General features: G+C 65.2%; 15 protein-coding genes. 4 read left to right on the top strand and 11 right to left on the bottom strand.

Annotated features, from left to right (window positions below; all coding sequences use genetic code 11):
• Nucleotides 1-49 precede the first annotated feature (49 nt).
• The gene (locus tag ABC728_RS07185) at nt 50-2,755 is read right to left on the bottom strand and encodes a LuxR C-terminal-related transcriptional regulator (protein ID WP_416617763.1); all 2,706 of its coding nucleotides are present in this window, start codon (nt 2,753-2,755) and stop codon (nt 50-52) included.
• Nucleotides 2,756-2,959: 204 nt separating this feature from the next.
• Between ABC728_RS07185 and ABC728_RS07180 the strand changes: the two genes are divergently transcribed.
• The gene (locus ABC728_RS07180; protein WP_416617762.1) at nt 2,960-3,703 is read left to right on the top strand and encodes an aspartate/glutamate racemase family protein; all 744 of its coding nucleotides are present in this window, start codon (nt 2,960-2,962) and stop codon (nt 3,701-3,703) included.
• 59 nt (nt 3,704-3,762) lie between these two features.
• On the opposite strand, the gene ABC728_RS07175 is transcribed toward ABC728_RS07180, so the two are convergent.
• The gene (locus ABC728_RS07175; protein WP_416617761.1) at nt 3,763-5,394 is read right to left on the bottom strand and encodes a methyl-accepting chemotaxis protein; all 1,632 of its coding nucleotides are present in this window, start codon (nt 5,392-5,394) and stop codon (nt 3,763-3,765) included.
• A 463-nt stretch (nt 5,395-5,857) separates the two neighbouring features.
• Here ABC728_RS07175 and ABC728_RS07170 point away from each other — a divergent pair, with 463 nt between their 5' ends.
• Complete coding sequence (locus ABC728_RS07170) at nt 5,858-7,120, top strand: NAD(P)/FAD-dependent oxidoreductase (protein ID WP_416617760.1); 1,263 nt, start codon at nt 5,858-5,860, stop codon at nt 7,118-7,120.
• A gap of 136 nt (nt 7,121-7,256) precedes the next feature.
• Here the strand turns inward: ABC728_RS07170 and ABC728_RS07165 are convergent, their stop codons facing one another.
• Entirely contained in the window at nt 7,257-9,461 is a 2,205-nt protein-coding gene (locus tag ABC728_RS07165; protein ID WP_445376396.1) for a beta-glucosidase, read from the bottom strand.
• Between the two features lie 315 nt (nt 9,462-9,776).
• Between ABC728_RS07165 and ABC728_RS07160 the strand changes: the two genes are divergently transcribed.
• Complete coding sequence (locus tag ABC728_RS07160) at nt 9,777-11,285, top strand: aldehyde dehydrogenase family protein (RefSeq protein ID WP_416617758.1); 1,509 nt, start codon at nt 9,777-9,779, stop codon at nt 11,283-11,285.
• A gap of 41 nt (nt 11,286-11,326) precedes the next feature.
• Nucleotides 11,327-13,537, top strand: coding sequence for a TonB-dependent receptor (locus ABC728_RS07155; RefSeq protein ID WP_416617757.1), 2,211 nt, complete (start codon nt 11,327-11,329; stop codon nt 13,535-13,537).
• A gap of 73 nt (nt 13,538-13,610) precedes the next feature.
• On the opposite strand, the gene ABC728_RS07150 is transcribed toward ABC728_RS07155, so the two are convergent.
• The 8 genes from ABC728_RS07150 to ABC728_RS07115 all read right to left on the bottom strand — a co-directional run bounded on the left by ABC728_RS07150 (nt 13,611) and on the right by ABC728_RS07115 (nt 22,655).
• The gene (locus ABC728_RS07150; RefSeq protein ID WP_416617756.1) at nt 13,611-14,534 is read right to left on the bottom strand and encodes an SMP-30/gluconolactonase/LRE family protein; all 924 of its coding nucleotides are present in this window, start codon (nt 14,532-14,534) and stop codon (nt 13,611-13,613) included.
• A 26-nt stretch (nt 14,535-14,560) separates the two neighbouring features.
• Nucleotides 14,561-15,751, bottom strand: a complete 1,191-nt coding sequence (locus ABC728_RS07145) for a CaiB/BaiF CoA transferase family protein (protein ID WP_416617755.1) — start codon at nt 15,749-15,751, stop codon at nt 14,561-14,563.
• A 1-nt stretch (nt 15,752) separates the two neighbouring features.
• Complete coding sequence (locus ABC728_RS07140; RefSeq protein ID WP_416617754.1) at nt 15,753-16,619, bottom strand: SDR family oxidoreductase; 867 nt, start codon at nt 16,617-16,619, stop codon at nt 15,753-15,755.
• On the bottom strand, nt 16,619-17,890 hold the full coding sequence (locus tag ABC728_RS07135; RefSeq protein ID WP_416617753.1) for a spinster family MFS transporter: 1,272 nt from the start codon (nt 17,888-17,890) through the stop codon (nt 16,619-16,621). Before ABC728_RS07135 ends, ABC728_RS07140 begins: the two co-directional genes overlap by 1 nt.
• Before the next feature lie 74 nt (nt 17,891-17,964).
• Complete coding sequence (locus ABC728_RS07130; protein WP_416617752.1) at nt 17,965-20,775, bottom strand: TonB-dependent receptor plug domain-containing protein; 2,811 nt, start codon at nt 20,773-20,775, stop codon at nt 17,965-17,967.
• A 260-nt stretch (nt 20,776-21,035) separates the two neighbouring features.
• Nucleotides 21,036-21,353 (bottom strand): 2Fe-2S iron-sulfur cluster-binding protein, encoded by a 318-nt coding sequence (locus tag ABC728_RS07125; protein WP_416617751.1) that lies wholly within the window; start codon nt 21,351-21,353, stop codon nt 21,036-21,038.
• 38 nt (nt 21,354-21,391) lie between these two features.
• Nucleotides 21,392-21,757, bottom strand: a complete 366-nt coding sequence (locus tag ABC728_RS07120; RefSeq protein WP_416617750.1) for a Rieske (2Fe-2S) protein — start codon at nt 21,755-21,757, stop codon at nt 21,392-21,394.
• A 22-nt stretch (nt 21,758-21,779) separates the two neighbouring features.
• The gene (locus tag ABC728_RS07115) at nt 21,780-22,655 is read right to left on the bottom strand and encodes an enoyl-CoA hydratase (RefSeq protein ID WP_416617749.1); all 876 of its coding nucleotides are present in this window, start codon (nt 22,653-22,655) and stop codon (nt 21,780-21,782) included.
• Nucleotides 22,656-22,874: the final 219 nt, after the last annotated feature.

The following is a 22,874-nucleotide window of genomic DNA, read 5'->3' as shown; positions in this document are numbered from 1 at the left end:
CCGGGCGGCGGTGATGGGTAGCGGAATTCCGCCATCCGCTCCCCGGTCGCTATTCCAGCAGCCCCTGCCGCTCGGCAATGGCCAGCGCCAGCTTGCGGTCATTGGCCCCCAGCTTGCGGAAGATGTTTTTCAGGTGGAATTTCACGGCATTGTCCGTCATGTCCAGCCGCCGGGCGATGATCTTGTTGGAACCACCCTCCGCCAGAGACTGCAATATCTCCCGCTCCCGCGGGGTCAGCAGCATGGCCGGCAGGCTGCGGTCGGCCGCCCCATCATGGTCCCCCAGGACCACCAGCAGGTCGGCGATCCAGTCAAGATTGGCGCGCGCCAGGCCCGCGGCACCTACCTGCACCACCAGTTGGCGCAGCAGGCCGATGACGGGGGCGCCCTGTTCCATGAAGATCTGCCGCGCCCCCTCCTCCCGCGTCACGGCCAGCAATTGCCGCAGGTCCGGCACGGCCTGCTCCAGCCGGCCGTTGGCGGCCAGCGCCAGTGCGCGCAGCAGCAGGATGCGCGCCACGCCGCGGTCGAAGCCCCCGGCACGCGCCGGTGCCTCCAGGGGCGACAGCAGGGCCAGCACCTGGTCGGGATGTCCTTCCGCCAGGGCCAGGGCGGCCAGGGTCAACCCCGCTTCCACCGCTTCCAGCCGCTGGATCAGTTCGGGTCGCGTGCAATGGGCGCCGGTCACCGAGAAACCCGAGCGATCGGCCAGCAGGCGGGCTGCCTCCACCTGCCCCGCCCGGCGCAGCAGATCGATGCGCAGCCCCAGCAGCAGGGCGGACAGGCGCGGCAGGGCACGGGCGCGGGCCGTGGCCTCTCCCCGGTCCAGGATGGCCAGGGCCGCGTCCAGCCCGGCCCGCGCAAAGGCGAGGCCGGCCGCTGTGCGGTATCCCGTGGCGAACACCTCGACCCAGCCCTCCCCCTCCTCCACACCGCTCAACCCGTCCAGGATCAGTTCTTCCGCCGGTTCCCGCTCGCCATGCTCGAAGAACAGCGTGGCGCGGAAGACCTGCAGAACGGCGTGCAGGCGGCGATCGTCGGGAATGTCGGTATTCGCCATGGATTGGGCACGGTCCAGAGCCTCGGCCGCGGCGTCCAGGCGCAGCCGCTCAATCAGGAAGAAGCCCTGGTGGATGGCGATGAAGATACGGCCATAGGAGGAATTGGCCCGCACGAACAACCGGTCGGCCGTGGCGGCCGTGGCCCCGGCAAAGGCCACCTCCCCCTGCCGGTAATGGATGATGCACAGGATATTGTTCACGAACCCCTGGTAATAATCGCTGCTGTTCAGCCGGGCGCCCACCTGTTCCAGCGCCTCCAGCCGCGCCTGGGGCAGACGATTGTCCTGATAGGCCGCAAGCAGACCTTCCATGACCAGAAGGTCGGCTTCCACGGGATCGGGACTGGCCGGATCGGCGGCCCGGTGATGGGCGCGGATGGCGTCCAGAAGCTGGTGCGCCTCCGCCAGTTGGCCCCGCTTGGCGGCACGCAGTGCCTGGGCCACCTGAATGCGCGGTTCGCGGGCGGCCACATGCGGCGGCACGTGCGACAGGATCAGATCCACCACATGCGCCCCGCGCGACAGAAGCACCAGCATGCAATCATTGCCGCCGATCAGGTCGATGACACGGTCCATGTCCTCGGCCAGTGCCGCATGCCGCACGGCATCGACCAACTGTCCCCTTGCCTCGTACCAGCGCGAGGCATTGCCGTGCAGCGCCGGCAGATCACGACCCCGGTAGCGGCGCAGCCAGCCGCCCAGGAACTCGCGCAGCAACTGGTGGTATCGGAACCAATGCCCCTCCCGGTCCAGCGGAAAGATCAGGGAATTGCGCCGTGCCAGCTCGTCCAGCAATGCCCAGCCTTCCTGCGTGCCGCACACCGCATCGGCCAGTTCGCCGTTGACCCGTTCCAGGATGGAGGTGGCGGCCAGGAAGTCGCGCAGATTGTCGGGCAGGCCGGCCACCACCTGCTCGGCGATATAGGCGGCCATCTCATCGCGCGACCCGGTGAAGCTGCGTACCCATTGCGCGACATCGCCCTGCTGGTCCAGCCAGAGGCGCACAAGCTGCAGGGCGACGGGCCAGCCTTCGGTCCGGTCGATCAGATGGGCGATATCATCGGGTCCCAGCCGGTCGGCGAAATATTGCTGTATCTGGGCCGGGGTGAAGCGCAGGGCCGCCTCCGTCACCTCCACCAGCGCACCGGCCAGGCGAAGCGCCGAAACGGGAAAGCCGGGCCGCGTGCGCATGGCGACGACCAGATGCAGGTGTTCCGGCCGGTTGCGCAGGATGAAGCCCATCAGCGCGTCATTGTCGCTGGATTCCACCAGATGATAATCATCCAGCATCAGCACGATGGGGCGCGCCGCCGTCTCCACGTCGCGCAGCAGCAGGCGCAGCACGAAATTGGCCGGCAGGTCGCGCAGCGTGCGCTCCGCGCTCTGCACCACCTCCCCCAGCTCCAGTCCGGCCCGGCGCAGCGAGGCGACGATGGCGGACAGGAAAGCCAGCGGCGCCCGGTCCTCCGGTTCCAGCGTGACCCAGGCCCGGTGGACCGCCCCTTCATCCAGGCCCGCCCACCATTGGGTCAGCAGCGTCGTCTTGCCATAGCCGGCCGGCGTGCGCACCAGTGTCAGGGCGCGCGCCGCCAGCCCGTCGGCGACGGGCGCCAGTTCCGGTCTTTCCACCAGCGCCACCATCTGGCGCGGCGGCGTCAGTTTGGCGGCAAGATGGATATCGTGGATCGGGTCCATGGGCCTCGTCGGTTTTGGAAAGCCGATATCCGCACATAGCATCAATGCCATGCCGCGTCGCCCCCGCCATGCCTGCCCTTGGGTAGGAAACGGGGGCGATGCGGGTAGGACGGACGGTCTTACCCGCCGCGACCGGTTGCCCAGGGCGGCGGGACGGCCCGATCATCCGGCCATTCCACGATCCCATGACAAGGAAGGCTGGCGATGGCACGCAAATTCGATATCCGGCTGATCACACCCGTCACCACAACGGGCATCCGCGACCTGGCGGAAATCGCGCATCTTGAAAGCGCTGATCTGGGCTTCAGCCATTCCATGATCGATATCGGCCCCCCCTCCATCGAGAGCGAGTTCGATGATGCCCTGGCCGTGCCCGGCACCCTGGCCAAGGCATTGCAGGCGGAGCGCGAGGGGGTGGATGCCATCGTCATCGATTGCATGGCCGATCCGGGGTTGAAGCCCGTGCGCGAACTGGTCAAGGTTCCGGTCCTGGGCCCGTCGGAAACCTGCATGCATCTGGCGTCCATGCTGGGGCACCGGTTCAGCATCGTCACGGTGCTGGAAAGCGTGCGACCGCTGCTGGGCAATCTGGCACGGGCCTATGGCGTGGCCGACCGGCTGGCCTCGCTGGAAGTGGTGGACATTCCCGTGCTGGAACTGCACGCAAGGCTGGAAGAGGTGCAGGAAGCTTTGGCGGAAAAGGCGCTGCTGGCCGTCCGGCACCAGCATGCCGACGTGATCGTGCTGGGCTGCACGGGTTTCCTTGGCTGTGCCGACCGGATCAGCCGGCGGCTGCTGGCGGAAGGGTATGACATCCCCGTCATCGACCCCATTCCGGCCACGGTCCTGATGGCGGCCGGCATGGTGCGTGCAGGCCTGCGGCACAGCAAGAAGGCCTATGCCACGCCCGTCATCAAGCCCTTGATCGGGTTCACCATCGACCGGTAAACGGCAGGCGCCGGGGCCACGGGGACCCCGGCGCGACAGGCTTCCGTCCCGACGCTATATCAGCCGGCACGGACCTGCTGGATGAACCGTTCCACTTCCAGTCGCAGGGTCTCCGCCTCAAGCGAGAGGCTACCGGACGCTTCCAGCACGTTGCCGGCCGCCTGGCTGGTGTTCTGGGCCGTCTGTTCGACGCCGGCGATGTTGCTGCTGATTTCCTGCGTGCCGATGGCCGCCTGCTGGACATTGCGCGCGATTTCCCGCGTGGCCGCGTCCTGTTCCTCCACCGCCGCAGCGATGGCCGAGGCGATATTGTTGATCTCCTCAATGGTGCGGGTGATCTCCAGTGTTGCGGTCACCGCGCTGTTGGTGGCCTGCTGAATGCCGTTGATGCGGACGGAGATATCCTCCGTCGCCTTGGCCGTCTGGCTGGCCAGGCTCTTGACTTCCGATGCCACGACGGCGAAGCCTTTGCCGGCTTCCCCGGCACGGGCCGCCTCGATGGTGGCGTTCAGCGCCAGCAGGTTGGTCTGGCTGGCGATCTCGGCGATCAGCTTGACCACGGCGCCGATGGCGTCGGCCTCCGTTGCCAGTTCCTGGATGGTGCGGTTCGTGCCATCTGCCCGGTCGGCGGCGGCACGGGCAATGCTGGCCGAAGTGCCCACCTGACGGGAGATTTCGCTGATCGAACTGGTCATCTCCTCCGCCGAGGCGGCGACCGTCTGCACATTGGCGCTCGTCTGCTCTGTCGCGGCCGACACGATGCTGCTTTGCGAGCGGGTCTGTTCCGCCGCGGCCGACAGGGACTGGGCATTGGCGTTCAGTTCGGTTGCGGCGGACGCGACCTGGGCCACCACCCCCATCACGCTGGCCTCGAAACTGTCAGCCATCTTCAGCATGCCGCGGCGGCGGTCCTCCTCGGCCCGCTTCTCGGCCAGTTTCATCTCCTCCGCCAGGCGGCGGTTCTCCAGGCCATTGGCCTTGAACGTCTCCAGTGCCGCCGCCAGTTGGCCCAGTTCGTCCCCGCGCCCCGCGCCGGGGACATCCACCGTCAGGTCGCCACCGGCCACGCGGGTCATGGCACCCGTCAGCAGGGCGACAGGCTTGGTGATCGTGAACCGGGCGATGTAGAAGGCCAGCCCGCCACAGAGCAGAAGGCCCAGGGCCGTCAAAGTGAACAACAGGTTCCGGGTGGCGATTGAGTTCTCCGTGGCGGCATCGGATGTGGCTGCCATCCCCCGACGCAGGCTTTCGGCAAATTCCCCGGTATCATCGCGCAATTTGTCCAGTGCCGGGTCGAAGCGCGTATTCAGGATGTCGAGCGCTTCTTCGTTCCTGTTCGCCATGGCCAGGGGCTGTATCTCCCTGTAGATCGACATCAGGTTGTCGAACTGGCTGGTCAACTTGCTGATTTCCTGTTCCCGGGCAGGGAGAAGCTTCAGGATACCGGCAAGGGTGTCCCTCATTTGCCTTTCGTTCGTGGCGGCTGTCACAACTGCTTCATCCATCCGAGCCTTTTCGGTCTGGGCGATCAGCTTGTAAGTCTGGCGGCCGATCCCAATAACGGCGCGGGTACTTGTCACGACCTCGGCCGCCGCCGCCGCTTCATGGTTGATCAGATGGGAATAGCGATCGTCGATCGAAAACAGCCGGTCGCTGGCATAGACCGCAATGACGCCGGTCAATATACCCATCAAGCCAAGAACAGAGAGAATGCGGACCGCGATACTGAAGCGGGACAGAGCCATCATGATCCTCTTGAGGCGGACAACCAAGGAAATGGTTTCAGCATTAATTTAAAACAATCATCGCACGAAATACAGATATACAAGGGGATATGAAAATGGTTTATTTTACATTTACAGTATTTATTACTTCTATATTCATATTTTCATTTCGAACAACAGGTTATTAAATTTCAAGCCAAACGAAACATTCAGATGCAAGCCGGGTCGCAGTCAGCAGCCCAGGTCCGGGCAGCGACAGGCCGATATGTGAACCTGCCGGAGCAAAGAGGGTAGGCAAGACCCCGCCTGTCATTGTATCGCTTTGCCCCCATGGGGAGAGAACAAGGACAAGGGGCCGTGATCCCGCCATGCCCGCAGGACAGGGACAATGGACCAGTCTCCCCGCCAGACGAGGAGGGTAGCGAGGAAGATGGAACAGGTTCAGGACCCGGTCATCATCGCGGGCGCGGGACAGGCCGGCGCGCAACTGGCGCAATCCCTGCGTCAGGGGGGCTTCAAGGGCACCATCACGGTCATCGGGGAAGAGGCGTTTCCGCCCTATGAGCGGCCGCCGCTGTCCAAGGATTATCTGGCGGGCAAGCGCGACGCCGCACGCCTTTTCCTGCGCAAGCCGGAATTCTGGGCCGAGCGTCAGGTTGACATGCGGCTGGGACAGCGCGTGTCGGCGGTGGACGCCGCGGCACGCTCCGTCACCCTGCAAAGCGGGGAAACGCTGCCCTATGGCTGGCTGGTCTGGGCGACCGGCGGCCGGCCACGGCAGCTTTCATGCGAAGGTGCAGGGCTGGCAGGTATCCATTATGTCCGCTCCATCGCCGATATCGACCGCATGAAGGCCGACCTGACCGAACCCGGACGCCGCATCGTCATCGTGGGCGGTGGTTATATCGGGCTGGAGGCGGCGGCGGTGCTGCGGTCCTTCGGCCATGGCGTCACCGTCCTGGAAATGCAGGACCGGCTGCTGGCGCGCGTCACCTCGCCCACCGTGTCGCGCTTCTTCCGGAACCTGCATGAAGGCCATGGCGTCAAGGTCATGCTGTCCACGGGTGTCACCGGCCTGACGGGCGTGGATGGCCGCGTCACGGGTGTGGCCCTGTCCGATGGCAGCACGCTGCCGGCCGATCTGGTGGTGGTCGGCGTGGGCATCATTCCCAATGTGGAACCGCTGGCGGCGGCCGGGCTGCCCTGCCCCAACGGCGTGGCCGTGGATGAGTTCTGCCGTTCCTCCGACCCGCATATCCTGGCCATCGGCGATTGCGCCCTGCATCCCAACGGTTTCGCCGACGCCCATATCCGGCTGGAATCGGTGCAGAATGCCATCGATCAGGCGAAGGTCGCGGCCGATGTCATCCTGGGCAATCCCAAGCCCTATACGGCAATGCCCTGGTTCTGGTCCGACCAGTACGAGGTGAAGATGCAGACCGCAGGCCTGTCGATCGGCCATGATCAGGTCGTGGTCCGTGGGACGGAAGGCAAGCTTCCATTCTCCGTCGCCTATCTGAAGCAGGGCAAGCTGATCGCGCTGGATTGTCTGGGCTCGCCCAAGGATTTCATGCAGTGCCGGGCGCTGGTGACGGCCCGTGCCGCTGTCGATCCGGAAAAGCTGGCTGATACGGGCATCGACCTGAAAAGCCTGATGGCGGCTGCCGCCCCGGCCCCGGCCCCGGCTGAATAGATCAGGATATTTTCCGTATGAATCAATAGATAAGATAATTTTTCTTATCTATTGATTTAATATGCATAATACAGTGCGAAAAACTTCGGATTCCGAACAAGGGCTGGCGGGATGCCCGCCAGCCCTTTCCGCGTCTTCAGGGCTTCAGGCGTTGAGCGCGAACGCGGGCCTTGGCGGAAAGGCTATCCACGCCAGCCGACGGGCCCACGACGACCGTGTAGCTTCCGCCCTTGATCTGCCATTTGTTGGCCGCTTCGTCGAAGTGCCCCAGCAGGCGGGGATCGGCTTTCACGGTGACGGTCCGGTGTTCACCCGGCGCCAGTTCCACCTTGTCGAAGCCGATCAGGCGCCGCAACGGCGTGCCGGCCGCGTCGGCCAGATAGACCTGCGGCGCGTCCTTTCCCGCCACCGCGCCCGTATTGCTCACCTCGAAGCTGACGGTCAGCGTGTCGCCGCCCCTCACTCGCAGCTTGTCATAGGCAAAGCTGGTGTAGGACAGGCCGTGGCCGAACGGGAACAGCGGCTTCATATCCCTGGCGGCGAACAGGCGGTAACCGACATCGGCCCCTTCGTCATAGACCACGTCGAATTGCTGCTTGGCCGGCAGGCCCCAGCCCGGCAGATCGGCACGCGGGAACTGGTCCAGGCTGGCCGGAAAGGTCTGTGGCAGGCGGCCGGACGGATTGACCCGGCCGGTCAGCACATCGGCGATGGCCTCCCCGCCCTTCTGACCGCTGTACCAGGCGGCGATCACGCCCCCCACCTTGTCCAGCCACGGCATCAGCACGGGACCGCCGGTCTGCAGAACCACGATGCTGTTGGGATTGGCCGCCGTCACGGCGTCGATCAGCGCGTCCTGGCCCTGCGGCAGCGACAGGTCATAGGCGTCCAGCGCCTCTGCCATCCATTGATTGGCGAAGATGATGGCGATATCCGCCTGCGCCGCTGCCGCGGCCGCGGCAGCGGGATACCGGCCGTCATTGAAGGTGATGCTGGCATCGGGCAGCACCGCGCGCAGCGCCTTCAGCGGCGAGGACGGATGAAAGACCTGCCGGCCCCACATGGCCTGCGGCCCCTCCCCGCCAACCGGCACAACGCGCGCATTGCCACCGGTGGCCGTCACCTGCGACGACCCTGCGCCTGACAGCACACCGCTGTCGGCATGGCCGCCGATGACGGCAATCGTCCTGACGGCCGGCGACAACGGCAGAAGGCCCTTGGCATTGGCCAGCAGTACGATCCCCTCGTCTGCCACTTGCTTGGCGATGGCGGCATGCGCCGCGGCATCGATCTCCGGCTTCACCGGCTTGCCATCGAACAGGCCGGCGGCGAACATGGAACGCAGGATGCGCTGCGCCATGTCGGACAGGCGGGTTTCGGGGATGGTCCCGGCGGCAACCGCCTGTTTCAGCGGTTCCCCGAACCAGACCTGCTCATCCAATTGTTCGCCCGACTGCTGGTCCAGGCCCTTCAGGGCATAATCTGTCGCATGCACGGCCCCCCAGTCCGACATCACCCAGCCCTTGTAGCCCCAATCCCCCTTCAGCACCTTGTTCAGAAGGTGGTCGTTGCCGCAGGAATAGGCGCCGTTCACAAGGTTGTAGGCGCACATGACGGAGCCGGGCTGGCCCCTCTCGATGGCGATCTGAAAGGCCAGCAGATCGCTTTCGCGATGTGCAGCCTCATCAATGACCGAATTGGCGTGGAATTGGCCAGTTTCCTGCCCGTTCAGGCTGAAATGCTTGACCGTGGAGATGATGTTCTGGTCCTGGATTCCCCGGATGCTCTCGCCCGCCAGCACTCCGGCCAGCAGGGGGTCTTCCCCCAGATATTCAAAATTGCGGCCATTGCGCGGGTCGCGCGCCAGATTGGCGCCGCCGGCCAGCAGCACGTTGAAGCCGCGCGCGGCGGCCTCCCGCCCGATCATCACGCCGCCTTGATAGGCCAGCGGTGCATTGAAGCTGGCCGCCAGTGCGATGCTGGCCGGCAGGGCGGTGGCCGTATCGCCGGGCCGGACATTCCCCGGGTTGGTGATGCCCAGGCTTGCATCTGTTTCCGTCAGGGCCGGAATGCCCAGGCGCGGCACACCGGGAATGAAGCCGGCCCCGCCGACCGACCCGGCCGGCAAGGGCGGGCCGCCGGGAAAGCTCAGCGCCATGGGACCATGTAGCAGGCCGATCCGCTCATCCAGGGTCAGTTCCTGCACCAGCAGGCGGGCCCGCTCATCGGGCGACAGCGACGGGTTGCGCCAGCCCTCCGCCGCCTGTGCCGTCACGGCGTAGCAAAGGAGGCTGCCAGCGCAAAGACCAACAGCCAGCACAGGCTTCAGGGCCCGGTTCATTGACATGACCATACCTCTCCGGAACAATATTGATACGGCCAAATATTTGGCGGGTGAAGTTTTCAAATATCCACTGATAAGAAACAATCACCATCACCAATGCCATACCTGTCCATCAGGTGGTCATAGAACCAGATGGATATTGTCCGACAAACCGTTCTTCCGGCATCCGCGCCCCATATTAGGCAATGTTTATCACCACACAGCGGATAAACGCCAGATCATCCCTGACAGGTTGCGTTTCCCTGCACTCTATTGCTTGGCAGAAAAAACGCCGGCCGAGGCGGCCCCTTACGAACTTGGGAGTGCGGTGGAATGCGCATCGAAAATCTCGCGCCGGCACAGCCGGCAGCCCTTGAGTGGCTGAAGAAGCCCCGGCACGGATTGCTGATCGGCGGTGACTGGGTGGCCCCGGCCGCCGGACGCTACCTTCCCACCGTCAATCCCGCGACGGGGGAGACCATCGCGGAGATCGCAGCGGCCGATGCCGGCGATGTGGATCGCGCCGTCGCCGCGGCCCGCAAGGCGTTCGAGGATGGTGAATGGCGATCCATGGTCCCGGCGGCGCGCGCCCGCCTCCTGTGGCGCATCGCCGACCTGATCGATGCCCATATCGACGAATTGTCGGAACTGGAAACCCTGGACCAGGGCAAGGCCCTCTATGTCGGCCGCTGGGCGGAAATCCCGATGGCGGCCGAGCAATTCCGGTTCTTCGCCGGTCTTTGCACCAAGGTGACAGGCGACACGATCCCCTCTTCCATCACCTATCAGCCGGCGGGCACCCGCATCCAGGCCTTCACCGCCAAGGAGCCGGTTGGCGTGGTCGCCGCCATCACGCCGTGGAACTCGCCCCTCATCATGCATGCCATGAAGCTGGCGCCGGCACTGGCGGCGGGTTGCACCGTGGTGCTGAAACCGGCGGAGGAGACATCGCTGACGGCATTGCGCCTGGCGGAACTTCTGGTGGAGGCCGGCGTGCCGGCTGGTGTCGTCAATGTGGTCACGGGCCTTGGCTCGGTCGTGGGTGCCGCGCTGTCGGCCCATCCCGGTGTCGACAAGGTGGCGTTCACCGGCTCCACGGCCACCGGCCGCGCCATTCTGGACGGTGCCAGGGGCAACCTGAAGAAGGTCACCCTGGAACTGGGCGGCAAGTCGCCCGTCGTCATCATGCCGGATGCCGACCTTGACGCCGCCATTGCCGGTGCTGCCAACGCCATCTTCTTCAATGGCGGACAGGTCTGTGTCGCGGGTTCCCGCCTTTATATCCACCGGTCCGTCTTCGACAAGGTGGTGGAAGGCGTGGCGGAGATCGCACGCACCATCCGCCTTGGCCACGGGCTGGCGCCCGAGACGCAGATGGGTCCGCTGGTCAGCCGCCGTCAGGCTGACCGGGTGAAGGCCTATATCGACGGTGCCATCGCCGATGGGGCCACGCTGGTGACAGGCGGCGGGCAGAAAGGGCCGGCCGGCACCTTCATCGAGCCGACCGTCATCACCGGTGCCGATCCCGGATCGCGCATTGTCTGCGAGGAGGTATTCGGCCCGGTGGTGGTGGCCGCCCCCTTCGATGACGTGACCGAGGTGATCGCCGCGGCCAATGATACCGAGTTCGGTCTGGCCGCCAGCGTCTGGACCCGCGACCTGTCGGCGGCTCATCGCCTGTCGTCGGACATCCGGGCCGGCACCGTCTGGGTCAATTGCCATTCCTTCTGGGACGTCGCGCTGCCCATCGGCGGTTTCAAGCAATCCGGCTGGGGACGGGAAAGCGGTGCCGGCGCCATCGAAAATTATCTGGAAATCAAAACCGTGTGCATGGTCGTCTGAACGACGGGCATGGCAACAAGAAACGCAGGGATGCTTCTTTCATGTACTTCTTTGTCAAACGGCAACGTGCCCTGTTGCTGGCGACCGCGCTGTCCGCCGCCACGTTGCCGGCGCTGGCCCAAGGTGCTGCCGATACGCTGACGCTGGACGAGATCATCGTGACAGCACAACGCCGGCAGCAGCCGCTGCAGACCACGCCCGTCGCCGTGACGGCCCTGACCGCCGCCGCCCTGGCCGACCAGCAGATCGGCACGGCCGAAGATCTTTCAGCCGTCGTGCCGGGCCTGACGCTGATGCCCGTGACGGCCAGCCGCTCCACCCTGCAGGTTGGCCTGCGTGGCGGCTCCGAACAGTCCGGCGGGCTGGTCACTTCCGAATCCGCCGTCGCCTTCTATGTCGATGATGTCTATCGCGGCCGTCTGGCCGGGTCGAACCTGGAACTGGCCGATATCCAGCGGATCGAGGTGCTGCGCGGACCGCAGGGCACGCTTTACGGCCGCAACTCCTTCTCCGGTGCCATCAAGGTGGTCACCCGCACGCCGGGCGAGGATGAATGGGCCGAGGTGCAGGCCGGCATCGGATCGCACAAGGAATACCATGCCTCGGCTTCCTGGGGCGGTGACCTGATCGAAGACAGCCTGGGGGCGTCGCTGTCCGTCCTGTTCCGCGACCAGGATGGCTATGTCTATAACGAAGCGCTGGACCGGGATGTGTTCGGCCAGCAGAATCTGGCCCTGCGCGGCAAGCTGCATTTCTATGGCCGCGACGGGCTGAAGGCCACCTTGTCGGTCACCCGCACGCAGGATCGCAATGACGGGCCGGCCAACCTGATCCCTGTCACCTTCCCCGGCACCTACCCCACACAGGCGGCCAACGCCGTATCCACCAGGGATGCCACAGCGCGCGCGGGCTCGCGCTATGTCAGCCTGTCGACGGCGGAACCGGACGGCTATACCGACCAGACCGCCGTGTCTCTGGACATCACGGCCGACTGGGGCGATGTCACGGTGCGCTCCATCTCCGCCTTTGTCGGCACCAGCGACGGTTTCGTCTTCGACCTGTCTGGTGGCATCCGCGATCCCGATGGCACCTACCGCCCCAATGGCCTGGTACGGGACGGCCGCGGCCGGACCGACCAGTACAGCCAGGAGGTGCAGTTCCAGGGCGAGGGGCTGGACGGCCGCCTCAACTGGATCACCGGCCTTTACTATTTCCGTGAGGAAAGCCTGCAGGTGATGAAGGATGTGCTGGTATTGGGGCCGGGCTTTTCCATGCCCGTACTGCCGCAGACCATCGACAGCACCACCGACAGCTATGCCGCCTTTGCCCAGGGTACATATGATGTGAACGACCGCCTGTCGTTCACGGCCGGCCTGCGCTATACGAAGGACAAGAAGAAGCTGGACGGCACCATCCAGAACTATCTGCCCTTTGCACCCGGGCCGGCCATCGCGCTGGTGCCCGTCGTGCGGGAGCCGCGCTTCAGTTCCTGGTCGCCCAAGCTTGGCCTGGATTATAAGTTCACCGACGACATCTTCGGGTATGCCACCGTGTCACGGGGCTTCAAGGCCGGCGGGTTCAACGGGCTGGCTGTTGCCAACCCCGTCGTGTTCGGCACCGTTTACGATCCGCAGACGGTCTGGGCCTATGAGGCCGGGTTGAAGGCCACCATGCTGGATGGGCGCCTGCGTGCAAACCTTTCCGTATACCGCAACGATCTTGAGGACCTGCAGCAGACCGAGCAGGTGGCCGCAGGCTCCTATGCCATCCGCAATATCGGCAATGCCCGCGTCAATGGTGCCGAACTGGAACTGACCCTGCGGGCCACCGACGGGCTGGATCTTTTCGCCAACCTGGGTCTGATGGATGACAGGTACAAGTCCAAGAACCCGCTGTCGGACAGCGCCACCGCCGGTGCCAAACACCTGCCGCTGGTCTCTCCCTGGTCTGTACAGACGGGGTTCACCTATGAAACCCCCGCCTTCTGGCAGGATCAGGCCCGCCTGCGCCTGTCCGGCAGCTATCAGTATCAGGACGATTATTATTCGACCGTCGCCAATCTGATCGTGACCGACACGGTTGGCCTGTTCGCGGCCTCGCTGGCCCTGCTGTCGGAGAATGATAGCTGGAGCCTGACCTTGTCGGGCAAGAACCTGACGAACCGTTCATATTTCACGACGGCGCCAAGCAATGCGGCGCTCGCGGTCGGTGAACCGCGGACCTGGACCCTGACGGCGGGTTACAAGTTCTGAACCCGTCCGTTCCGGTTGGGGGGATGGTGTCGGGGTGACCCAGCCGCCCCCCGATTGCCCCCCGTGCCGGGCTTTACCCCGCGAAATGCGGGGGATGGCCGGGCCGGGGCCAATCGATTTCCAGCAACTGCCCCGTGCTGGACAGGGTGACATAGGCCTTGTCCATATCCGGCCCGCCAAACGCAATGTTGGTGACGACGGGGTCGGGCAGCGGCAGGAAATCGACCAGTTCGCCCCGCGGGCTGACGGTCGCGATCCCGCCTTGCGCCGCCACCACACCAATGCAGATATTGCCCGACGCCTCCACTGCGATGCTGTCGAACACGCGATAGGTCGGGGACTGGTAGTGGGTGGACCGTCCGCTCAGGCGAGGCCCGTCATCCGCCAGCACGCCGGGAGATACGATATCGTATCGGCACAGACGGCAGGCGAAACTGTCGGCGATGTAAAGCGACCGGTCGTCCGGGGACAGCGCGATACCGTTGGCATGGCGGAAGGGAAACAGCACCTCGCTGATGGCGCTGCCATCGGGGCGGGCATAATAGATCGTGCCCAGATATTCGCTGCGGCCATGGTGCCCGCCGTGATCGGTGAACCAGAAGCCACCCGTCTCGTCGAAGACAAGGTCGTTCGGTCCCTTCAGGCCGACCTCACCGCAATGGGTGTAAAGGGTTTCCACCTTGCCGGATGACAGGTCGACGGCCTGGATGCTGCCGCCCTGATAATCATGGGCGGGACCATGGGGCAATAGCGCCCCCCCCTTGGGGTCGGGCCAGTGGAAGCCGCCATTGTTGCAAACATAGGCACGGCCATCCGGTCCCAGTGCGGCACCGTTGGGGCCGCCGCCCAGTTCGGCCACCACCTCCACCCTGCCGTCCGGATAAACCCTTGTGAGCGCCTGTCCCTGGATTTCCACGACCAGGACGGAGCCATCGGGCAGCGGGACCGGACCTTCGGGAAAGCGCAGCTTGTCTGTCAGCACGCGGATGGCACACATGGATCTGTCCTCGGGCGTCGGTTGGGTCAGGCGGTGGGTTCGCGGCCGGCCAGCAGGGCGGCGATCTCGTCGGCGGTGAAGCCCGCCTCGGACAGCACCTCGCGCGCGTGCTGGCCAAGCCGGGGGGCGTCGCGCGTCACAGAAACGGGTGTGCGGCTGAAATCGATGGGGGTGCGGATATGGCGGCGGCCCTCCACCGTCACCACGGCGCCCAGTTCCTGCAACTGCGGGTCATCGATGGCCTCGGCCACGCTGTTGATGGGACTGACGGGCACACCGGCCTCCCCCAGCCGCGCCAGCCAGTGCGCCCGCGGCCGGGTGGTCAGCACGGCGATCATGCGTTCGCGCAGGGTCGCATGATGGGCCAGCCGCGACGGCGTGGTGGCGAAGCGCGGATCGGTGGCCAGCACCGGGTCGTCCAGCACGGCGGCCGTGCGCTGCCACAATGCCTCCGTCCCCGCCCCGATGACGATATCGCCATCCTGCGTCGGGAACGCCTCATAGGGGGCTGTATAGGCACCACGGCCGCCCGTGCGCCGGGGCAGATGCCCCGTCATCAGATATTCGCCGGTGTTGTTGACCGTGTAGGCGAAGGCGGAAGACAGCAGATTGGTCTCCACATGCTGGCCATGCCCCGACCGGTCGCGTTCCCGCAATGCGGCCAGCACGCCGATCGCCGCGAAGCTGCCGGCATTCAGGTCGGAAATCGGCAGGGCGCAGGGCATGGGATCGCCGTCGGGCTGGCCCGTGAAACCCATGATCCCGCTCATCGCCTGGGTCACCAGGTCCAGCCCGCCGCGGTTGCGATAGGGACCACGGTTGCCGAAGCCGGAGACGGAGCAATAGACCAGCCCCGGATTGCGGGCCGACATCGCCGCATACCCCAGCCCCATGCGGTCCATGGCACCGGGCCGGTAGTTCTCCACAAAGACATCGGCCGTGACCAGCAGCCGGCGCAGCGCATCACGGCCCGCTTCCTGCGACAGATCCAGCATCAGGCCACGCTTGTTGCGGTTCACATAATCATAGTTGGCATAACCGTGCAGGCCGATGGGGGCGCGGGCCACATCGCCCTGTGGCCCTTCCACCTTCACCACATCGGCGCCCAGGTCGGCCAGGATCATGGAACACCAGGCACCGGCGATGACATGGGTACAGTCGATCACCCGCAGTCCGGCCAGGGGACCAGCCTGGGGTCCGGTTGCCATCTGCGTCATGTCATTCCCCTTCCTTGAAGTAATCGGGCCGCCCGGCGGACCAGGCCGTACCCCATTGCTGCATGCCGCCATCGATGGTCAGCACCTCGCCCGTGATGAACTTGGCGGAGGGGGCGGCCAGATAGGCGCAGCCTTCCGCCACATCCCAGACATCGCCCAGCATCTTCAAGGGATTGGCATTGCGGAACCGGGCGACGGCCACCGGGTCGTAATGCTGGAACCCGTCGCTTTCGATGGTGCCGGGGGCGACGCAATTGACGCGGATGCCCAAGGGCGCCCATTCGGTCGATACCGTCTTGGACAGATAGACGATGCCGGCCCGTGCCGCGGTCGTATGTGCCGTCTGGGGGATACCACGGGCGATGGGCACAACGATATTGATGATGTTGCCGGGCCGGGCCTGATCGCGCCAGCGCTGGGCGGCGCCCTGCATCATCCACCATGTGCCGTTCAGGTTGGTGTCGATAACGGCCAGCCAGCCCTTGCGGCTGAAATCGATAGCGTTCTGCGCGAACTGGCCGCCGGCATTATTGACCAGCGTATCGATACGCCCGTGCCGTGCCTGGACGGCGTCATACAGGGCATCGACGCTGTCGGGCTGGCGGATATTGACGGGATGGTGGAAGGGGGTGCGGCCCGTCAGATTGCCGACGGACGCGGCGGCGGCGGCCAGCCTGTCGCCGTCGCGTCCGGCGATCACCACATCCGCCCCCAGCCGGGTGAACAGGATGGCCATTGCCCGGCCGAACCCACCGGCCCCGCCCGTGACCAGGATCACCTGGCCCAGCAGCGCGTCATCGCGATAGACGGTGGAGCGGGTGGCCAGTTCCGCGTCGGTCAGGCCGAAGGCTTGCGACCTTGTTTGCATCAGCCGGGCTCCATTGCTGTGTCTTGCGGATCGGCGCGCAAACGCCAGGCGGCATAGGCATAGACCAGCGATGTCAGCAGCCCGACCAGCACCAGCACCAGCAATGCCAGGCGCAGGCTCTGCTCGCCATGGACGGGGTGCAGATGATCACTCAGCGCGCCGACGATCAGCGGCCCCATCCCAAGCCCGGCCACCGTGCCGAACAGCAGCAGGATGGCGGCACCCATGGCCCGCAGGTTGGGGGGCAGGATCGATTGCGTCACCGCCATGGATGGCGCGGCGTAAAGCGCCCCGGCCCCGAAGGCCAGTGCGAAGAACACGGCGAACAGGCTGAAGCTGCCGGCTGTCAGGAAGGCCAGGACCAGCAGGGCGCACGCCACCTGGGTCGCGGCAGTGTAGTAGAGCGGCACATGCCCGCCGGCCCGGCGCAACCGGTCGGCCAGCAACCCGCCCAGGATATGGGCAGCACCCGCCACGATCCCGGATGTCAGTCCCATCAGGAGACCGATATCGCCGCTGCCCAGCCCATAGCTGCGCATGGCCACGCTGGGCCCCCAGGTCAGCACCGTGTAAAGCACGAAATTCGACCCGACATAGCCAAGGCACAGCGTGGGGAACAGCGGCGTGCGCATCAGCACGGCCAGGCCCCGGCGCAGCGTCAGGTCTGCGACCGGCTTTCCCTCGTCGAACCGGCCGCGCGGCGGCTCCTGGATCGTGAACAGAAGCGCCAGCCCGATCAGGATGCCGGGCAGCGCGAACAGGGCGAAGGTCACACGCCAGCCGAACATCTCGTTCACCCAGCCACCCACGGCATAGGACACCATGGTGGCCAGCGCCGCGCCCGAGAAATAGATGCCGAGCTTGGAAGAACGCACAGCCGGCGGATAATAGTCGCCGATCAGCGACAGGGATGCCGGGGTGCCACCAGCCTCCCCCACCGCCACGCCGATCCGGGCCAGCAGCATCTGGGTGAAGCTGCTCGCAGCACCGCAGAGTGCCGTCATCCCGCTCCATACGATGATGGAGGCGGCCAGCAGCCGGCTGCGGTTGATGCGGTCTGCCAGATAGCCCAGCGGCACGCCCGCGATGACGTAGAACAGCGCGAAACCCGCGCCGCTGATGATGCCAAGCTGGGCATCGCTCAGACCAAGGTCGGCGCGGATGTCATTGAGCAGCACCGTGATCAACTGGCGATCCACGAAATTCATCGTATAGGCCAGGAAAAGCAGCACCATCGCGTAGGACGGCGAGGTCGCCAGTCGTTTCAGCAAGGCCTTATCCCCTTCCGCATGTCCATGAAGGCGGTTGCGGCCGGGGACCCAGGCCCCGGCCGCGATCCATGCGATCAGAACTTAAACCGGATGCCGCCCCGGATGGAACGGCCGATCAGGTCATAAACGAAGGGGTTGGCGCCGGACGAGCAGCAGCCGGAATTGTCCTGCGACTGCGAGATGGGTGGATTCTGGTCCAGCAGGTTTTCCACCCCGACAAAAAGCTGCGTCGTGCCTTCCGCCACGGGCAAGGTCCAGCCGAAGAAGGCGTCCAGATAGACGATGGCCGGCACCTTGTTGCGGTTGATGTCGGCGGGGCCATAATCCGCCTCGATCTTGGACGCGCCGATGAAGCGGGCCTTCAACTGCACATCGATCGGGTTCAGACTGTACCCGGCCGTGAACAGACCGCGCCAGTGCGGCACGCCCTGCGCGGCGCCCAGATTGGTGCCCACCTCGCCCGCGCGGGAGACGGTGGCGACGGTGGAATTGATGTCCAGCTTGTCGACATAGTTCAGCATGCCGCGCAGGTCGAGCGACCCCTCACCCAGATAGGTGCGATAGCCGAATTCGATATCCAGGCCGCGCGCCACCTCCGACCGCTGGTTGAACGGTTCCACGCGGACGGAGGAAACCCGGCCACCCGCCCCGTCGCGCGTGATGAAGGAGCAATAGAGCTGGTCGCCGCCATAGCAGGCGTTCAGCAATTGCTGGGCGGAGGATGTGGCGATAGCTTCCTTGATCTTGATGTCATAGACATCGAGCGACGCCGAGAAACCGGGCAGCCAGTCGGGCTGATATACCACGCCGGCCGTCAGGGTATTGGCGATTTCGGGCTGAAGATTGCGGTTGCCGGCCACGGTCACATTGACCTGGATCGCTTCGTTCGCGCGGAAGGGATCGACCAGATTGGTCAGGACCGTCGCACCGCCCAGGAACATGTCGTTCAGGTTGGGCGCGCGGATGTCGCGGGACCGCGTGACACGGAACTGCACCTCGTCCACGGGTCGATAGGTGCCGCCCAGTTTCCAGGTTTCCACCTGGCCGCTTTCCGAATAATCGGCGATGCGCCCGGCCGCGTTCAGTTCCAGGGAACGGCCCAGCTTGCTGTCGCGGAAGACGGGCAGCAGAAATTCCGCATAGGCTTCCTTGACATCGTATGAACCGCTGAACGGCTTGTAGTTGCCGACATAGAACTGGGTCTGCTGCGAGATCGGATCGGCATCGGCTTCCCCCTTCTCCTTGCGGTATTCACCGCCGAACGCGACCGACAGGTCGCCGGCCGGCAGGCTGGCCAGCGTACCGGAGAAGTCCAGCGCGAAGACATCCTGCTGAATACGGATATTCTGTTCCGCGCGACCCCAGATGTAATTGCGCTGTGCATCGGTGGGGGCCGCGGCGCCGAACGGATTGATGGGCACACACCCGTTCATGGGATTGGACAATGTGGAGCGGCAGACGATATCGCCCGTCGTCTGGTCCACGACGGCGTCGGCCGCCAGGAAGAAACGCGACAGGATCGGATTGTTTTCCACGACATTGCCGACCTTGGACACGCCGTGCTGGGCATAGCCCGACATGCGCCAGTCACCGCCCAGTTCCGCTTCGAAACCGCCCAGATAGCGCTGTACCGACCGGTCGTTGATACCCTGCGGCCGGCCGTAGCGCTCGCCCGAAAAGCCCAGGCCGAAGCTGTTGATCCCGGCGGCATCGGCCATGGCCTTCACATCCGCGGGCAGATAGGCATTGTCCGTCCGCACGGCGAACTGGCCGCTGGTGCGGAAGAAGGGGCCGGAATGGTTGATGGCGCGGGAATCGCCATAGGAGAACTCGCCGAAGACGTTGATATTCTCGGTCAGGTCGTAGCTGACATGAGAGAAGACGCTGCCCTGCTCCAGCGGCTGGGCGATTTCCGCCGTGCGGCCCGAATAATCATCCTGGTCGCCGCCAATGGCATAGATGCCGCTTTCCTGCCCGAAATTGAAGGGCGTCGGGTCGTAATTCCCGTTGGCATCGAAATGCACGCCACGCAGCGGGCCGGTGGTGACAAGCCCACCCGACGTGACGTTCAGCGACGTGCCCGGCAGCAGCAGGCGGGCCGGCTGGCCATTGCCCGGTGTGGGGTTGGGCACGACCTTGTGCCCCCGGAACCAGTCGCGGTCCTCCGCCAGCACCGTCCTGGCCTTGGAATAGTTCAGGGCCGCGACGATATGGCCGCGACCATCGGCGAACGACGTGCCGCCGGCCAGGTTGCCGGACCAGTTGCCGCCATCGCCATGCGTCGTCCCCCCGCCCTGCACCTCGCCCTTCAGGCCGCTGAATTTCGTGTCCAGCACGAAATTGACGACGCCGGCCACGGCATCGGACCCCCAGGCGGCCGAAGCACCACCCGTCACCACATCCACGCGCTGCACCAGCGCGGTCGGCATGGTGTTGACATCGACGGCCCCGGTCAGCATGGACGGCGTGACCCGCCGGCCGTTCAACAGCGTCAGGGTACGGTTCGGACCCAGATTGCGCAGGTTCAGAAGATTGGCACCCGCCGTGCCGCCGCCTACCAGGGCCTGACCGGTGCGCGGGGTTGTGGAGCCCGACAGGGCCGGCATCTGGTTCACGTAATCAGCGATGGTGACGGGCGCCGATTTGGCGATTTCCACGGCTGTCACGACGCTGACAGGGGTCGGTGCCTCGTACCCGTCGCGCACGATGCGGCTGCCGGTGACGACGATGGCTTCCAGTTGATCCATCTCGGCCGGCTGCCCCTGCGCTGCTGCAGGCAGTGCGGCCATGAAGGCGGCACCTGCCAGCAGCCAGGGACGTAACGACAGGAACGGGCCTGCCGCCCGCGACGTGGACGCAAGGATGGCGTCGGGATTATGGGCCATTTTCTTCCTCCCCCTATAGGTCGGCTTCCCGCCCCTGGCCGATGGCCGGGCGGGTTATTGGTGCTTGATTGAACCTGTGTGCCCGGGCCGACGCGGCGGGCTGGCGGCCACAGGGAACAGCCCGGCTATGAGAACGGACACCCTGTAACAGGCAGAGCCCACTATAACAGTCATTTGTGACTGTTCAAATGCAAAATGAATGTGTCAGTCAACTATGACTGTATTTTTCGCGCGTATCGCCAGCGACAGGCCGCTCGCGATCAGTCCAGGGGGGCCAGGGTCAGGGCCAGCCCGTCGAGCGCTGTGGTGACCGGTATCTGGCAGGACAGACGTGACCGGCCATCGATGAAGGATGGCTCCTCCGACACAAGCTCCCGCTCCCCCTCCTCCTGCGCCGGCAGACGCCCGGCCCAGTCCGGGTCGATATGGACGTGGCAGGTGGCACAGGCGCGGGCACCGCCGCACAGGGCCGGCACATCCAACCCGGCTCCGGTCAGGGCGCGCATCAGGGACTGGCCATCCTCCACATCCAGCCGGTGGATACTGGCGTCGCGATCGGTGACGATGATGTCCACCATCCGCATTTCTCCTTGTCTACGACCTTTATGGTTTCCGCTCAGCCGGCCGGATAGGCGCCGCGGATCGGCATATGTTCCGGGCCCGGCGGCGTATCGGGCACGGCCACCGCCACCTGCCCGTCCTCCACCCGCACGGAAAATGTCTTCAAGGGCAGGTAGGGCGCGCCGACGCAGGCCCCGCTGCCCATGTCGAAGCGCGCGCCGTGCAGCGGGCATGATACCGTGTTGCGGCGGATGCGCCCCCCTTCCATGGCCGAAGCGGCATGGGTGCAACGGTTGATGACTGCGAAGAACTTGTCTTCCTGACGGCAGACCAGGACCGGCCAGCCGTTCAACTCCACCGCACGGCTCTGTCCGTTCGCGATGTCATCCACGGCGCCGAACCGGTGAAACGTCTCACTCATCTTCTTCTCTCTCTCCAATCTGTCAGGAGCGGTTGTTCCGCGCGATGTCGCGGTGTGTCACCCCGCCGATCCGGTCATCGGTCAGCAGGTTGTTCTGGGCATGTGCAAAATGGTGCATATGGAAGACGGCATCCATGGCTGTGCGCTTGCCGCGCAATTCCTCGACATGGTTGACAGCCTGCTTGGCCAGCGCCAGCGCCAGGCGCGGATTGGCGGCAATGCGTTCGGCGATGGACGCCACCGTCGCTTCCAGTTCGTCCCGCGCGACGACGCGATTGACCATTCCCATTTCCATGGCACGCCGCGCCGGCAGCTTGTCGCCCAAGAACAGAAACTCCTTGGCCATACGGGGTGCCATCTCGAACGCATGGGCGAAATATTCGATGCCGGGGATGCCCATGCGCAGCACCGGGTCTTGAAAAAAAGCATCTTCCGACGCGACGATCAGGTCGCAGACCCAGGCCAGCGCCAGACCACCCGCAATGCAGGCGCCCTGCACCATGGCGATGGTCGGCTTGGGCATATCGCGCCAGCGGCGGCACATGCCCAGATACAGTTCCTGTTCGCGCGCATAGGCCCATTCCGCACCCGGCTTGCCGACATGATCGTACCAGAGGTGGCGGCGGTCCTGGGTGACATCGGCATCACGCCCGGGCGTGCCGATATCATGGCCGGCACAGAAATGCTTTCCCGCTCCCGCCAGTACGATGACCCGGACGGCATCGTCATCCACCGCCCGGCGGAAGGCATCGTCAAGGGCGTAGGTCATCTGCCCGTTCTGGGCATTGGCGAAGGATGGCCGGTTCAGCGTGATCCAGGCCACCGCGCCATCGACACGGGTCAATACCGGCTCTGCCGTCTCGTAGACGGGTGTGGCCGCCGGCTGGGGCGTTTCCATATCCTTGCCTCCCCTGTGCCCGCCTTCGTCCTGGCGGTGTTTTGTCGCTTGAAAAACAGTCTGTCCTGACTTTATAATGCACGCATGCAGTATAACCGCCTGGCCGCGCGCCGCAAGCCTTCAAAGCGCGGAAAATTCGACAGACCAGGCAGATGACGGGCGGTGCCCGGCCCCCGCCGGCGACGCCGCCGCATATCCAGAAGGCGATGGCGGCCCGGC

The organism is Niveispirillum fermenti, from assembly GCF_052474395.1.
Note: the sequence above shows the minus strand (reverse complement) of the source record. Positions and strands in the feature narration are given on the sequence as shown.

Bases quoted from the DNA above. Each gene is read 5' to 3' on its own strand.
- ABC728_RS07185 (WP_416617763.1), bottom strand. From the start codon at position 2,755: ATGGACCCGATCCACGATATCCATCTTGCCGCCAAACTGACGCCGCCG.
- ABC728_RS07180 (WP_416617762.1), top strand. From the start codon at position 2,960: ATGGCACGCAAATTCGATATCCGGCTGATCACACCCGTCACCACAACG.
- ABC728_RS07175 (WP_416617761.1), bottom strand. From the start codon at position 5,394: ATGGGTATATTGACCGGCGTCATTGCGGTCTATGCCAGCGACCGGCTG.
- ABC728_RS07170 (WP_416617760.1), top strand. From the start codon at position 5,858: ATGGAACAGGTTCAGGACCCGGTCATCATCGCGGGCGCGGGACAGGCC.
- ABC728_RS07165 (WP_445376396.1), bottom strand. From the start codon at position 9,461: ATGAACCGGGCCCTGAAGCCTGTGCTGGCTGTTGGTCTTTGCGCTGGC.
- ABC728_RS07160 (WP_416617758.1), top strand. From the start codon at position 9,777: ATGCGCATCGAAAATCTCGCGCCGGCACAGCCGGCAGCCCTTGAGTGG.
- ABC728_RS07155 (WP_416617757.1), top strand. From the start codon at position 11,327: ATGTACTTCTTTGTCAAACGGCAACGTGCCCTGTTGCTGGCGACCGCG.
- ABC728_RS07150 (WP_416617756.1), bottom strand. From the start codon at position 14,534: ATGTGTGCCATCCGCGTGCTGACAGACAAGCTGCGCTTTCCCGAAGGT.
- ABC728_RS07145 (WP_416617755.1), bottom strand. From the start codon at position 15,751: ATGACGCAGATGGCAACCGGACCCCAGGCTGGTCCCCTGGCCGGACTG.
- ABC728_RS07140 (WP_416617754.1), bottom strand. From the start codon at position 16,619: ATGCAAACAAGGTCGCAAGCCTTCGGCCTGACCGACGCGGAACTGGCC.
- ABC728_RS07130 (WP_416617752.1), bottom strand. From the start codon at position 20,775: ATGGCCCATAATCCCGACGCCATCCTTGCGTCCACGTCGCGGGCGGCA.
- ABC728_RS07125 (WP_416617751.1), bottom strand. From the start codon at position 21,353: ATGGTGGACATCATCGTCACCGATCGCGACGCCAGTATCCACCGGCTG.
- ABC728_RS07120 (WP_416617750.1), bottom strand. From the start codon at position 21,757: ATGAGTGAGACGTTTCACCGGTTCGGCGCCGTGGATGACATCGCGAAC.
- ABC728_RS07115 (WP_416617749.1), bottom strand. From the start codon at position 22,655: ATGGAAACGCCCCAGCCGGCGGCCACACCCGTCTACGAGACGGCAGAG.